At 38.8% G+C, this 12,239-nt stretch carries 13 protein-coding genes; 6 read left to right on the top strand and 7 right to left on the bottom strand.

Features of this window, described 5'->3' with window-relative positions; genetic code table 11:
- Positions 1 to 105: 105 nt before the first annotated feature.
- Both V7K50_RS20355 and V7K50_RS20350 read right to left on the bottom strand, forming a co-directional pair.
- Positions 106 to 417 carry a hypothetical protein gene (locus V7K50_RS20355; protein WP_334963144.1) on the bottom strand — a complete coding sequence of 104 codons (312 nt, stop codon included), beginning with the start codon at positions 415 to 417 and terminating at the stop codon, positions 106 to 108.
- Positions 418 to 808: 391 nt separating this feature from the next.
- A complete protein-coding gene (locus tag V7K50_RS20350; protein ID WP_334963142.1) occupies positions 809 to 946 on the bottom strand; it encodes a hypothetical protein in 138 nt (45 codons plus the stop codon).
- Positions 947 to 1,105: 159 nt separating this feature from the next.
- Here V7K50_RS20350 and V7K50_RS20345 point away from each other — a divergent pair, with 159 nt between their 5' ends.
- Positions 1,106 to 1,495, top strand: a complete 390-nt coding sequence (locus V7K50_RS20345; RefSeq protein ID WP_334963140.1) for a hypothetical protein — start codon at positions 1,106 to 1,108, stop codon at positions 1,493 to 1,495.
- A 40-nt stretch (positions 1,496 to 1,535) separates the two neighbouring features.
- Positions 1,536 to 2,732: a DUF6575 domain-containing protein gene (locus tag V7K50_RS20340; RefSeq protein WP_334963138.1), complete on the top strand. Its 1,197-nt coding sequence runs from the start codon at positions 1,536 to 1,538 to the stop codon at positions 2,730 to 2,732.
- A 217-nt stretch (positions 2,733 to 2,949) separates the two neighbouring features.
- Here V7K50_RS20340 and V7K50_RS20335 read toward each other — a convergent pair whose 3' ends face one another.
- Positions 2,950 to 3,552 (bottom strand): tyrosine-type recombinase/integrase, encoded by a 603-nt coding sequence (locus tag V7K50_RS20335; protein ID WP_334963136.1) that lies wholly within the window; start codon positions 3,550 to 3,552, stop codon positions 2,950 to 2,952.
- A 467-nt stretch (positions 3,553 to 4,019) separates the two neighbouring features.
- On the opposite strand from V7K50_RS20335, the gene V7K50_RS20330 reads away from it, so the two are divergent.
- Positions 4,020 to 5,024, top strand: coding sequence for a polyprenyl synthetase family protein (locus V7K50_RS20330; RefSeq protein WP_334963134.1), 1,005 nt, complete (start codon positions 4,020 to 4,022; stop codon positions 5,022 to 5,024).
- Positions 5,025 to 5,161: 137 nt separating this feature from the next.
- On the opposite strand, the gene V7K50_RS20325 is transcribed toward V7K50_RS20330, so the two are convergent.
- The 3 genes from V7K50_RS20325 to V7K50_RS20315 form a co-directional block, all read right to left on the bottom strand.
- Positions 5,162 to 6,697, bottom strand: coding sequence for a flavin-containing monooxygenase (locus V7K50_RS20325; protein WP_334963132.1), 1,536 nt, complete (start codon positions 6,695 to 6,697; stop codon positions 5,162 to 5,164).
- Positions 6,698 to 6,854: 157 nt separating this feature from the next.
- On the bottom strand, positions 6,855 to 8,606 hold the full coding sequence (locus tag V7K50_RS20320; RefSeq protein ID WP_334963130.1) for a PAS domain-containing sensor histidine kinase: 1,752 nt from the start codon (positions 8,604 to 8,606) through the stop codon (positions 6,855 to 6,857).
- Between the two features lie 651 nt (positions 8,607 to 9,257).
- The gene (locus V7K50_RS20315; protein WP_334963128.1) at positions 9,258 to 9,509 is read right to left on the bottom strand and encodes a hypothetical protein; all 252 of its coding nucleotides are present in this window, start codon (positions 9,507 to 9,509) and stop codon (positions 9,258 to 9,260) included.
- Between the two features lie 196 nt (positions 9,510 to 9,705).
- Here V7K50_RS20315 and V7K50_RS20310 point away from each other — a divergent pair, with 196 nt between their 5' ends.
- The 3 genes from V7K50_RS20310 (at position 9,706) to V7K50_RS20300 (ending at position 11,738) form a co-directional block, all read left to right on the top strand.
- A complete protein-coding gene (locus V7K50_RS20310; RefSeq protein WP_334963126.1) occupies positions 9,706 to 10,035 on the top strand; it encodes a hypothetical protein in 330 nt (109 codons plus the stop codon).
- Positions 10,036 to 10,101: 66 nt separating this feature from the next.
- On the top strand, positions 10,102 to 10,659 hold the full coding sequence (locus tag V7K50_RS20305) for a hypothetical protein (RefSeq protein ID WP_334963124.1): 558 nt from the start codon (positions 10,102 to 10,104) through the stop codon (positions 10,657 to 10,659).
- Positions 10,660 to 10,712: 53 nt separating this feature from the next.
- Positions 10,713 to 11,738 carry an ATP-binding protein gene (locus V7K50_RS20300; RefSeq protein WP_334963122.1) on the top strand — a complete coding sequence of 342 codons (1,026 nt, stop codon included), beginning with the start codon at positions 10,713 to 10,715 and terminating at the stop codon, positions 11,736 to 11,738.
- A 301-nt stretch (positions 11,739 to 12,039) separates the two neighbouring features.
- Here the strand turns inward: V7K50_RS20300 and V7K50_RS20295 are convergent, their stop codons facing one another.
- A complete protein-coding gene (locus tag V7K50_RS20295; protein WP_334963120.1) occupies positions 12,040 to 12,195 on the bottom strand; it encodes a hypothetical protein in 156 nt (51 codons plus the stop codon).
- Positions 12,196 to 12,239: the final 44 nt, after the last annotated feature.

Genomic DNA, 12,239 nt, shown 5'->3' with positions numbered 1-12,239 from the left:
CAACTATTTTTTCTCGAAGATCGACAGAGTATGATTTCATTTAAATGTATTTATATTTTAATTTATTGTACCTCATAACAGACGCAAGTGCTGTATACCCCGACTTTATCCGTTCCAAAGTCCATTTTTCAGATGAGGCTCATCCCCTGGAAGAGCAAGGTTTGATATATCTTCCCTATCCATCTGTCGCCAATCTTCTGGGGTTATTGTGACTGTATAAGCTTCATAAAGTAAAAGTGTCTCATTCAAGCAAGAACAAGAACAATTACGAGCATCATGCTTATCAACTCTGTTATCTCTATCACAGCAAATGTACTGTGCATATAAAATTGAGCCTGGGGTCTGGTCAGACTCAGGACAAAACGATAAACTAGAGCCGAAAGCATCAATGCTCGTGTTTGAGTACAAATCAAACACGGGCGAATCCTCTGATATTCAGTTGGTGTGTGGTAACTTCAACCGTATCAGGGGATTTTTGCTTTTGTCAATTGCTTGAAAGCCTTATTTAGCAATGGTTTGAATCTTTTCTGATTTTTGTAACCGTAATCATCAAAGAATCAAAAGTGAAGAGCGTAATAGTGAAAAAATCAAAAAAGCAACTTTCAATAGGCTAGTTCAGTTTTAAAGCATCTCCTGAGTCGATTTTTTATCAGGGTAGGTATTAAGACATAAGTTTCTATGGCATGATCGGACACTACCGCGTTTGTAATAATTCTTTACAATTAGAGGCGGTATTTTCAACCTATTAAATATGTATGCAAGTGCTAGTGAGATCGCTAATCTAATACTTGTTGCTTTCTCCGGGACGTTAGTCTCTAGTCTCTTGGGGTTGCTGCCTCACTTTCCTCAATGTCGTCAAACTATTAAATCCCGACAAAAAGCGCGATCGCACTTGGGGCTTAATTTTGGCTGAATGCTTTACTGTAGATGCTTTTAGGTAGATCATTTTCTACCTGTTGCCGGCAAGCTGTGTCTAGCAGATCCTTCCTCATGATTTAGCCAAGTCGCAGGCAGGTTATTACACTTTTAAGCAATTTCATTTACATTCTTTGTATTATATGCTACGGTTGTCCGTTATTATTTTAACTTCTTGAGTATTTTGTTTATGGATTTTGCCGAAAATTATCTACTTAATTGTCCACCAGAAGATAGTGTTTCACCGGATTTAAAAGTTTTCTATCTTGTTGAAAATGATCCCCCAGTTCCTAAAGACTTCTTACCTCGGAAGTCAAGAATTCCAAATGCTAGATATCATAATAGTTCCTCAGAATGCCAGGCTTATGGCTTGTCAGTATTCACGGATATAAAAGGTATAGAATTACTCAAAAATGCTGTTAGAAATATGAGAAATTTAAAAACTGCTGTAGCTTCGTTACCTCCTGATTCTGGATTAATTAAAAATACACCTGCTGCAAATTCGGGTGATTCTCACCATACATGGTGGGTTGAAAAGGATTTTAAACCTTCGGATATATTTATAGTTATTGATTCCTAATCAACATATAATATCACTCTTATCTGGATAATTATTAGAGATGTCTTTTTCTTGGGTATCGCCAAACTTTGGTTCTCTTGATTTAATTGAAGTATATATAGAATTTAATGGGCCTAAATTATTTTCATGCTGTAATAGTCTTGGACAAATTTTTCTAGCTCTTTGGTTTGATGAAGAAGAATGTAAAGAGATATGGTTTTATATTTTAGTTTCTTTAGACAAATTAAAAAATATAAGAGAAGGAAGAGTTGACTTACATGAAGCTTTTTTAAAGTCAGAAAATTCTTTGATCTATCAAGTTGAGATAGATGTAGAAAAAGAACTTGAGTTTGTTGAAAAAATAGATAGCCTACATATTAATAAAGAATGGTTGCCACTTCCCGATACCTTCATAAGATGCGAAGAAGAGAATTTTAAAATAAATTTATTATCTCAAAATGCGTCATTAGTACAAGATGCAGTCCAAAAACGCAGGGAGATAGTGAGTTTAAGACTAGAATCGCAATCAAAATATGATAATGAAATATCTATTCATTATTTGAGTAATATATTAAATTCCTTTCAATCTTTAATTACTGCTATATCTAAGGAGATCAACCAAAACCATTTTTTAGAAAAAAATACACAATTTAATTTATTTGCAACTAGTCCTGGCTCGTTTAAGTTAGAGCTTGGTTCTGTTGTCAATGATATAAGTGATAATTCTTTAGTAGGGGATTCTATTGAAGAATTTTTAAAGCTTATAAAAGCTTCTAGAAATAATGAATCTTTACAAGAATTAATATCTCAACGTTCTCAAAAAATATTTGATGGTTATCGTGGTTTTGTTCAATCTTTAGCAAAATCTAATTGTCGAATTGATATAGATTGGGCTTCACCAACTCCAAATAGAGGAAGTATTAAACAAGCTTCATTATCAAATGCAAGAGATATAGTCAATTCACTTAAGGAGACAAAGTTACCAGAAGATAGAAAGATAAGTGTTATGGGGGAATTGTTCAAAATTGATATAGATAAATGGAAATTTGGTATTAAAGATATGACTTCATCTAAAAATTATGAGGGTAAAATTTTAAACAGTGCTAGAATACCAGCTTCAGTAGCAACGATGAATAAAGTATACGAAGCTGAAATTAAAGTCATTACCAAATTAACAGTAACTAATGAAATCAAGCCTTACTATGAGTTGATTTCTTTAAAAGAGTTTATTCCAAAATATAAGGAAATATCACAATAATTATTTGCAATGTATTTGTATAAATAATTATTACTATTTTGGCAAAAGTAAACTTGAGCCACAGCTTTGCACCAGTGATATTCATACCACTTTAAAAAACTAAAGTAGAAATTGCATTTTCTTTCTGCTGCTCAGTCACACCCAAATATCACTCCAGGGCTGCAAGTGAGCGATGATCACTGATAAATTGAATGTGGCGCAGCTCTGACCAGAATTTTTACAAATCGCCCCAATCAAAATTCAGGAACCGTCGAGCATTCAGCTTTGTATATTTATCAGTGTGTTTGATATCGCGGTGTCCCAAAAAATCTTGAATCTCTCTAGTGTTATACCCCTGATTCACCAGATAGTAGCCGCAGGCATGGCGCATCATGTGACAGTGAACTTTGATATCAAGCCCAGCCTGTGCCGCCAATCGCCCAATTAGCTTTCGCACTGCATCAGTTGACATCACCTCACCACGCTCGGAAACGAAAATATATTTGCTATCGGGCAACATCTCTCTGAGTTCTTTGAGCAAAACCAGTTCATCATCTCTCAAGGGATGCACCCCAGAATCACTGCCCTTTTCCCTGGTGATGAAAATCTGGCGTTCGGCCCACATCAGGGCATCCCACCTTAAACCGCACTTAGCCCCTACAGCTTCCCCTACCCTCAGCCCGTGGCGAAACATGAGCAGCATTAGTGTATAATCACGGTGAGCATAACGAGCTTTGCGCTCAAGTGCGGCATTCAGCAGAGATCGCACCTCGCTTGGTGTAAGGTATTCTCTAGACCTGTAATGCTTGTTGGGTAGACGAGTTGGGGGTGGCAGCCTCATTTATTCTCGGTGGTAGTGTCCGGTATAGGCGTTCTATTATGGACAGTCTACTACGCCACGATCCCTATTACTCCGTTGAGAGATAAGCCACTCTGAAGTTATTGCGAATTACTATCAATTAAGAAGTCCCTCCATCTTGGGCCAATGCCAAATAGAGTTGAGAGACGAGCTTGCCTAAATTACACAGGCAAGCATTAAACTAAACAGACAAGGTTTGTACTTTGTGTCAACTACGCTATATCTGCCCCAATTTGTATGGCAACGTCTTGCAACACTCAACACATCAATTGTTGCTTTTATTTACAGGTTTGGGCGTAATTATAGTAGATTAATCTTATTAAATGACTAGTAATTAAATCGTGGGGATTGCCATTGAAAGAACTCCGGTGAGCAAGGTAAGCGGTTTAATTGTAAGATGAGTATTCTTCCTGCCTTTACTTGGATTTTGCTATTTTACCCTTGACATTATGCCCGATTTAGAATCAATGAAATCTTATCGTGAACGTGTAAATTTTCTATTGAGGGATTACTACGATCAAGAAAATGCTCTCTATCAGCCACTTAACCTCGCATTGTTTTACAGTAGGCGTAGGTTGCGAGCAACTTTAGCGTATTTGGGAAGTGGGATTGTCGGTGGAATACCTGAAGACGCTGACAAAATAGCAATGCTTTATGAAATCATCACTGCAAATTATGTTCTTATAGATGACAGCGTGATTTTAGATGCGGGAAAAGAGCGTGCGGATCTTCCAACACCAAGAATTCAGTACGGAGAGGCTGCCGCACTTTTGTCCGCAGCTATTATCCAATTGGAACCAATTCGGTTGCTTCCAGATAATCCACTACTCAAGGAGATTTTCTACCAATCGGCTCGCGACACAATTATAGGCTTATTCCTGGAGCAAAAGCTTGCCGATTTATCTCCAGACTCAATTATAGATGAAAAAGAAATTCTGCGTCTTGCGCGGTTGATGACAGGGCCACTTTTGGCAGGTGCAATAACATCAGGTGCAATCATTAGTGGCGCTACGCAAGCCCAAATTAATGCTCTAAATGCCTATGCTATGGATTTTGGTACTGCTTATCAGATAGCCGATCATATTATTGATCTAATTGTCCCGCCGGAAATTTCGGGCAAAGATAATTTTTCTGATATTAAAACAAATAAGAAAACTATTGTTGTCAACCATGCACTACAGCATTTACCAAAAGACTCATGGCAATGGGCTGAAATTATTAATACTATCGGAACTGTTCCCTCTCCTGAGAAAAAAAGCAAACTACAGAGTATTTTCAAGAATAGCGGCTCAATTCAGCACTGTCTCAATCTTGTAGTAGCGCTATACTCCCAAGCGATATCACACTTAGATGAACTTCCAGACAACCAATACCGCTCCTTATGCATGAAACTCCCTGATATTTATCTGAAGGAGTTACTCAAGTCAATAGATGACTGTATAATCCTTATCTAATAGGGTTTTTAAGCTTAACTCGATTTTCTGTGACGATGATACTTACACCGCAAACTGCGCTGATTCACACAGTCTACGGCAAAGGCTATCGTTTTGGAGCTTCCTCAGTAAAGTCAGTTTAGCCGCCTGCTTTCAACTCACAAAGATTTGGTTAATTGCTTAGGAGAATCATTTACATTTCTCAGTCTTTGCGACTTTAATTCCTGTCGAAGTTTGTTGTAGAGGGATGAATCCACAGGCATCATAATCTGTGAAATCTCCTTCCAGACAACAAGCTGATTATTTGCACCCATATCTTCCATGAGTTGCTCAGTGTGACGCAAGGCAAACGAGCCGATACATGTCGCCTTCGCTACAACACTATGGTACTCAGTTTTCATCCAATCCATATCTGCTGCCATTTCTTGATACATGGTTGACGGCGAAGGCAATAATAAGTTGCCTTTGACATACTCTGCCAGCCACCAAGCACCAACTTCCGATGTTAACTGACTATATAAACTGCTGTTATAGCCAACAAAACCCATCTGTGGAATATTAGGGTGAATCAGATAACGGTAAAGGCTAAAATTACCATCTTCATCAATTATCTGTTGGCGATATTCTTTTTCGAGAAAGGGAAGCTCTTGGCGAAATCCTGTACCAAAAATTACTATATCTGCCTGCAACTGCTGACCATTGGCTAATTCTACGCCATCAGGGATAAACTTGGTGATGCTCGTTTTAATTGCTTGGATTTTACCAGAGTGTAAATACTTGAAGAAATCTGGGGGAGCTATGCTAATTTGACAGTTAACCTGATTCATCGGTTGTTCGGGCAGCATCCCGCAGCTATCAAGCCCAAATTGGAGGCGTAGCAGCATCTCGTTAGTGCGCCAGAAAGTCCACACTAGTGGCTTACCCAAAGTGTGTAGCAATGTTTCAAGCCGTCCCATCTGACGGTAGGGAAACCAAGCTTCTGCAAAGCGGGTTAATAAAACATACTTCAGGTTTACTAAACCCAGGAAAAATCTAGGAACTTTCCACAAGGGTTGACGGAAGACGAGGGTGGATTCTTTGGCTGTGTTCGCCGCCAAAGTCGCAATGTCGCAGGCAGACTTGCCAAAACCCACTACCACTACCCGCTTACCCTCAATGATTGAGGCATCGTTAAACTCGGTAGAATGGAGTACACGTCCTCCAGATGCGGCGAACTCTTCCCTACCAGGTAAAGAAGGTAAATTAGGGAAACTAAATATCCCATTGCACACTAGTACAAAGTCAAATTCGTGCTTTTCCTCTTTTATCTCCCTCCCATTACCTTCCTTCACTCTGATGGTAACTACCCATCCTGGTCGTTCTCCAGTTTTTCGGGAAACATTAGTAACTTCAGTTTGGAAGCGAATCCTCTCAAAAACCCCAAAATTATGGGCGTATGAATCTAGATAATTTTGCATATCCTCTGCTGTGGGCCACTCTGGGTATGATGCAGGCATGGGATAGTCTGAAAAACTATATGTGTCACCCGTATTCTGGGTTGTTAATCCTGGGTAAGTTCGAGATTTTTCCCAAACACCACCAAGTCCTTTTTGTTTCTCGAATACAGTAACGTCGTAGCCTTCTTCGACAAAAGTTTTAGTTGTTACTAGACCGCTGATTCCAGCCCCAATCACGCAAATTTGTTTGATTTCCATATTCTTTTTTAAGTAAATTATGAAATAATTTTTGCAAAGATGAATTTACAGCAACCCCTATTTATTTGAACTATGGCGGTTCTCGACCCAGTGAGGTACAATTTTGACCTCACTTCCATTCCTCTCTGGTATTGAGCCGAGATACCACTAGCTTTTGTCAAGAAGACCGCCTAACCGCCCCAAAAGGCATCACCGTGCCATTAGAAATTTGACGTTGTTGAATGAGGGGAATGCAAATGATAAACTCAGCACCAACTCCTGGTTGCGAAATGCATTCTAAAGAACCGCCATGTCTTTCTGTGATAATTTGGTAACTAATAGCCAGCCCCATCCCCGTACCCCGTCCAACGGGCTTGGTCGTAAAAAAAGGATTAAATATTTGCTTTAAAGCATCTTCTGGTATTCCCAGTCCGTTGTCGGCAATGCGAATTGTGACTTGATTTGGCGCTAGTAATTGGGTGCGAATATAAATTCGGGGATTATCCGTTTTATTGTGTTTTTTTGTTGCCCACCGACTTGTAACCAATGAATCTTCTAAAGCATCGATAGCATTCACTAAAATATTCAGAAATACTTGGTTTAACTGCCCACTATAACATTCAATCAAGGGAAGGTTGCCGTATTCTTTGAACAACTCAATTTTCGGGCGCTTGTCAGTAGCCTTGAGGCGGCTTTGGATGATCATTATCGTACTATCAATTCCCTGATGAATATCAACCTTTTTCATTTCCGCTTCATCTAAGCGTGAGAAAGTCCGCAGGGAAAGCACAATCTCTCGAATCCGCTCTGTTCCCATGATCATCGATTGGAATAATTTGGGTAAGTCTGACCTTAAGAAATCTAGTTCAATTAAATCTGCAAACTCATCAATTGCTTTGACTGATTGGGGATAATGTCTTTGGTAGATATCTAACAGTGAAAATAAATTTTGGGTGTATTCATCAGCCGGGTTCAGGTTGCCGTAAATAAAGCTAAGTGGGTTGTTGATTTCGTGTGCCACACCTGCAACTAGTTGACCCAAACTGGACATTTTTTCGCTTTGAATTAACTGAGTTTGGGTGTTTTGTAGTTTGTATAATGCTGTTTCTAGTTCTTGTGCTTGCTGTCGGAGGTCTGAGAGTGCTTGTTTGCGTTCTGTGATATCTCGGAAATACCAAATTCTGCCGTAACAATCTCCAGATGGCGAGCGCACTGCCGCAGAATAACGATCTAACGTCCGTCCATCCTTCAGCACAATTTCATCACGGCTGTTTTTCTCTGGATGCTGGTACAGATATTCGACTTGAGCGAGAAATTCTGCTGGATTTTCTAGTAGGTCTAGCACACATTCTAGGAGTTGCCAGTCTGAACCACTCTGGATTATTGCCGCAGGAATTTGCCATAAATAGGAGAAATGTTGATTGTATGATGCAATTTGACGATTTTCATCAATAATCAGAATGCCATCAATTGAAGCTTCTTGTTGAGCTTGCAGCACAGCATTACTACGGCGCAGGTCAGCTTCTATCTGCTTTTGCTCTGTTAAATCACGAATAATCCCAACTAAGAAACGATTACCTAAATCATCCTTAAACAAATATTTTTTGGTCAGGATACAGTGTGTTGCGCCATCAGAATCTGTAAATAATTCCTCGTTTTCATGAGTTATCCCTGTAGTGAAAACCAGTTCATCTTTTTCCCAAAACACATCAGCTTCCGCTTTGGGAAAGAGATCATAGTCAGACTTGCCAATTAATTCTTCTCGGCTATGCCCGATGAAATTACAGAAGGCATCGTTAACTAGTATCCACTGATGTTGGTGGTTTTTGACAAAAATTGGGTCAGATATACCGTTGATCATCCGCAGCAGAAAAGCCAGCGAGAAGTTTTGCTTGTCAAAGGACTCATTGAGAGATTTGCAATCATTCATACGCTCAGTCGCATCTAAAATCAAGCTAAAACTTAAACTAATAGCTATGCGTGTGTCAGCCTTAGTGATATTTATTATTCCCAGATGACGCAGTGAACTGTACACTCCCCTTTGTAACACTAACGTAGTTGTTTAGTAGTTATTTTTGATGAAAGTGATTTGAAATTTACTCAAGTCATCACTTTTTTTCAAAAAAACTTTCAGCCAGCCAATTTTGGCGTACTGTGCGTCAGAATTCAATATTATTTTTCTGTGAAAGCATAATGTCACTGTGATCTTTAAAAATGCGGAATTTAGGTGAAATTCCATTTATTTGCCATAGCCCTGCCATTGGTGTGCGATTATGGGAGCCAGTTTAACCCTAATTCTCAATAGTGATAATTAGTTGAGAATTGAGGTTTTGAAATTCCATTGATTTACCATCGCTGTGCCATAAATCAGCGATAATGGGAGCCAATTTTTGATTTTCCAGAAATTTGCCAAAATTGAGCCACTGGGGTAAATCTTTAGTTCGTATGCGAAGTTTTTTTGACGAACTCTCTAGCGCGCACCTCAATACCGTACCAGTCAAGTCGCTTTGCTCCAATTCGTAATTACTAATTCGTAATTCGTAATTAATACCCTATGAATAAATTCAGGGGCTTGGAATACTTAGTCAATTACAAATGCCTCGCATAAAATTGCATCTCGGTTCCCTTGCTCAGTTGCCACAGTCACAATTCCATTCTTGGAGTCGTAGTTAATCATTTCACCTGCAAACTTGACTGACCCACCAAGCGATCGCACTTCTACTTGGCAACCAACAAACCCTGCGATGTCCCCGCCGTCTTTTTCAATCTGCAACAGTGAGTAGGCGTCACCGTGCCAACCATAACTAAATATTAGCTGTATTTGGCTGTCCACCGTGATATCTGCAAAAATTGTGCCTTCCTTTAGAATGAAATAGCCCTGGGGCAAGCCTAAACTATTAGTTTTTATAATAATTAAAATAGCATTTATAAATAAATCTTATAAAGCAAATATACATAAGGAATCAAGCTCTTAGGCGCTGTAGCAATTACTGAAGCTTTTTAGGAACTCTAGGATTTGAGGTATTCAAATGGGAATTTTTCAATCATTAGGTCAGTTGTTTGATGATTTAGTTGAATGGCTGGGTACTACTTTCTCTAGATGGATAAAATCACTAGTCGAAAAGATTGAAACACTTTGGAAAAGACAAATTATTCCGATTATACATAAAACTTTTGGATTTGTATCTGAAGTCTATGTTCTCTTTTTCAAAACTTATGAAGGTATAGTCACAATGATGACATGGACAGAAAATAAACAGCCTGTAATGTTTGAGATGGAAAAAGCACCATCAGGTATTTCTGTACCTACACCAGATCAGATAAGAGAAGCACCAGTTTACCAGTTAGGTTTAACTTGAACTTAGGTTACAAACGGTTTGCTGTCTTCAAAAAAAACAATTGTTTATTTTTTAAAAGTTACAGTCATGTCAAATTCTCAGAACATCTATCTCAGTATTAGTTTCCGTTCCCCTGAAATAAGTGGAAGTTTACAAACTATTAAACTACATGGTGTACCAGGTCAAGAATTAAATAATGGGGAATGCGTTTTAGATAATGAAATGAAAAAATTTTGCATGGATAACATTGTTGCAAAAATTTTTCGCCGTAGTCTAGATTTAAACTCTGAATTCAATCGCCTAGAAATATGGTTTTACAACTCGAATACTGCTAGACAGAAAATTAGTTATTTTCTTCCAGAAGTAGATGAGCGCGATCTACTGATTCTGTCAAATATTTCAACGTCGAAACTAAAGCAAATTTACGTGCTAGATAACGAATTAGAGGGCAACGAGCTTACAGATTGGCACAAAGAGGTTAAAAGCTTGTTTAAGCCATTATTTGAAGAATTCGTCATCATGTCTGACAACCTTAAAAGCGTTCCGCTGTTTAAGGGAATAGAGTCTGTTATTAGCAAGGGTATTCTTCATTATGAAATGAAGCAAAACTTGTTTTTCGATACTTTAATGATTCAGGTGGATTAGTACCTATTGATTTTCGTCATTGCCAATTACAATCTAATTTGAGGTAAATTTAAATGCCAAGAGTAGACAAAATAGGAGTCGCTTTAAATAGTACTAATGGAAATACTTCCTCTCCTACAAAAGATAATTATAAAAACAGTAGAGAAGGCTCGGACGAACGTCCAAACAACTCTGGCTCAACCATAGACTTGTCACCTTACTTAAAAGAGCCGAGATATTCTCTGGATGACGTTGTATTATCTCAAGAAGCTAAACATCAAGTTGAGTCAGTTTTAGCTGAAATTGAACATCAAGATTTGATTTACAGAAAATGGGGAATGGGTGGAAAACACAAGCTTGATAAAGCCCTCTCGATTAATTTTTCTGGTCCTCCCGGTACAGGCAAAACTATTTCTTCTGAAACAATTGCTCATGCTTTAAAGCGGAAGCTTTTGTCAGTACCCTATCAGTTGCTTGAGTCGAAATACGTGGGTGAGACTCCAAAAAATATAGCAAAGGCTTTTGAATTTGCAGCTGAACACAAAGCAGTGCTATTCTTCGATGAAGCAGATTCATTTTTAGGCAAGCGTTTAGAGAACGTTACGCAATCGACTGATACAGCAGTTAACTTAACTCGCAGTGTTATGCTTATGCAACTTTCTTCTTTTGAGGGAATTATCATCTTCGCTACCAATTTAATTGGCAATTACGATCCTGCTTTCATTAGTAGGATTCGCTGGAAGGTTCAGTTCAATTTACCAGATCAAGAAGCTCGGCAGAAGATATGGCAAGCCCAGATTCCAAATCAGCTTCCTCTGGATCGGTCAGTAGACTTTGCACAGCTTGCCTCACAATTCGATGATATATCTGGTAGAGACATAAAAAACGCTATTTTTCAGGCGGTTGTTGCGGCGGCAAAGGAAAACAAGCCCAACGAGGAAAAGAGTGTTACTCAATCTCACTTGATACATGCAATAACTGAGATTATTAACGCTAACAAAGCAGCTTCTCAACCGGAATTAAAGTTATCTCCTGTCAATAACAGAGTGGAGTTACCACTTGAAGCTGTATCTATCGTTACACAATCTCAGAAATCATAATTTTCTGACCCATCTGGTATTGAGCCGAGATGCACAACTTTCACGTCGCGCATCTCGGCTCAATACCTACTGAATTTTGTAGCCGGAACCCCTTGTGGTTACTGTACCAAATAGCCTAAACTCACATCTTGCACCAAGAAAAATTGATGAAATTTTACTACTCAGTAAAAAAGCAAAACCCTTAATTTAGCGATAAAAATTTCTAAAAATGAGGTAGCTTTATCGTGCATCTTCTTACTTTCTCTGGGGTTATACGCAGAGGTGCAAGATATGAGTAAAGGTTAATTGGTACTGCGTAAAACTAACGGTTTTTCTGCCTAATGTAAGGCACATTCAGCAAATCAATCGCCGGTTTATTCGCCGCTTCCCCACGCTGATCATACTGACTTGTAGTACTTGGCGACGCATCTGACTTTTCACGGGATGTGGAAAAGGGGATTGGTTCGCGATAGCTCATCGCGAACCAATCCTTTGGACTTAAGATGATTTGCGTCCTTTAAT

The organism is Nostoc sp., assembly GCF_036917135.1.
In the GTDB taxonomy this organism is placed as follows: Bacteria; Cyanobacteriota; Cyanobacteriia; order Cyanobacteriales; family Nostocaceae; genus Nostoc.
Note: the sequence above shows the minus strand (reverse complement) of the source record. Positions and strands in the feature narration are given on the sequence as shown.

Coding starts and splice junctions, on each gene's coding strand:
- V7K50_RS20350 (WP_334963142.1), bottom strand. CDS start 946: ATGATCTACCTAAAAGCATCTACAGTAAAGCATTCAGCCAAAATTAAG.
- V7K50_RS20345 (WP_334963140.1), top strand. CDS start 1,106: ATGGATTTTGCCGAAAATTATCTACTTAATTGTCCACCAGAAGATAGT.
- V7K50_RS20340 (WP_334963138.1), top strand. CDS start 1,536: ATGTCTTTTTCTTGGGTATCGCCAAACTTTGGTTCTCTTGATTTAATT.
- V7K50_RS20335 (WP_334963136.1), bottom strand. CDS start 3,552: ATGAGGCTGCCACCCCCAACTCGTCTACCCAACAAGCATTACAGGTCT.
- V7K50_RS20330 (WP_334963134.1), top strand. CDS start 4,020: ATGCCCGATTTAGAATCAATGAAATCTTATCGTGAACGTGTAAATTTT.
- V7K50_RS20325 (WP_334963132.1), bottom strand. CDS start 6,697: ATGGAAATCAAACAAATTTGCGTGATTGGGGCTGGAATCAGCGGTCTA.
- V7K50_RS20320 (WP_334963130.1), bottom strand. CDS start 8,606: ATGAATGATTGCAAATCTCTCAATGAGTCCTTTGACAAGCAAAACTTC.
- V7K50_RS20310 (WP_334963126.1), top strand. CDS start 9,706: ATGGGAATTTTTCAATCATTAGGTCAGTTGTTTGATGATTTAGTTGAA.
- V7K50_RS20305 (WP_334963124.1), top strand. CDS start 10,102: ATGTCAAATTCTCAGAACATCTATCTCAGTATTAGTTTCCGTTCCCCT.
- V7K50_RS20300 (WP_334963122.1), top strand. CDS start 10,713: ATGCCAAGAGTAGACAAAATAGGAGTCGCTTTAAATAGTACTAATGGA.
- V7K50_RS20295 (WP_334963120.1), bottom strand. CDS start 12,195: ATGAGCTATCGCGAACCAATCCCCTTTTCCACATCCCGTGAAAAGTCA.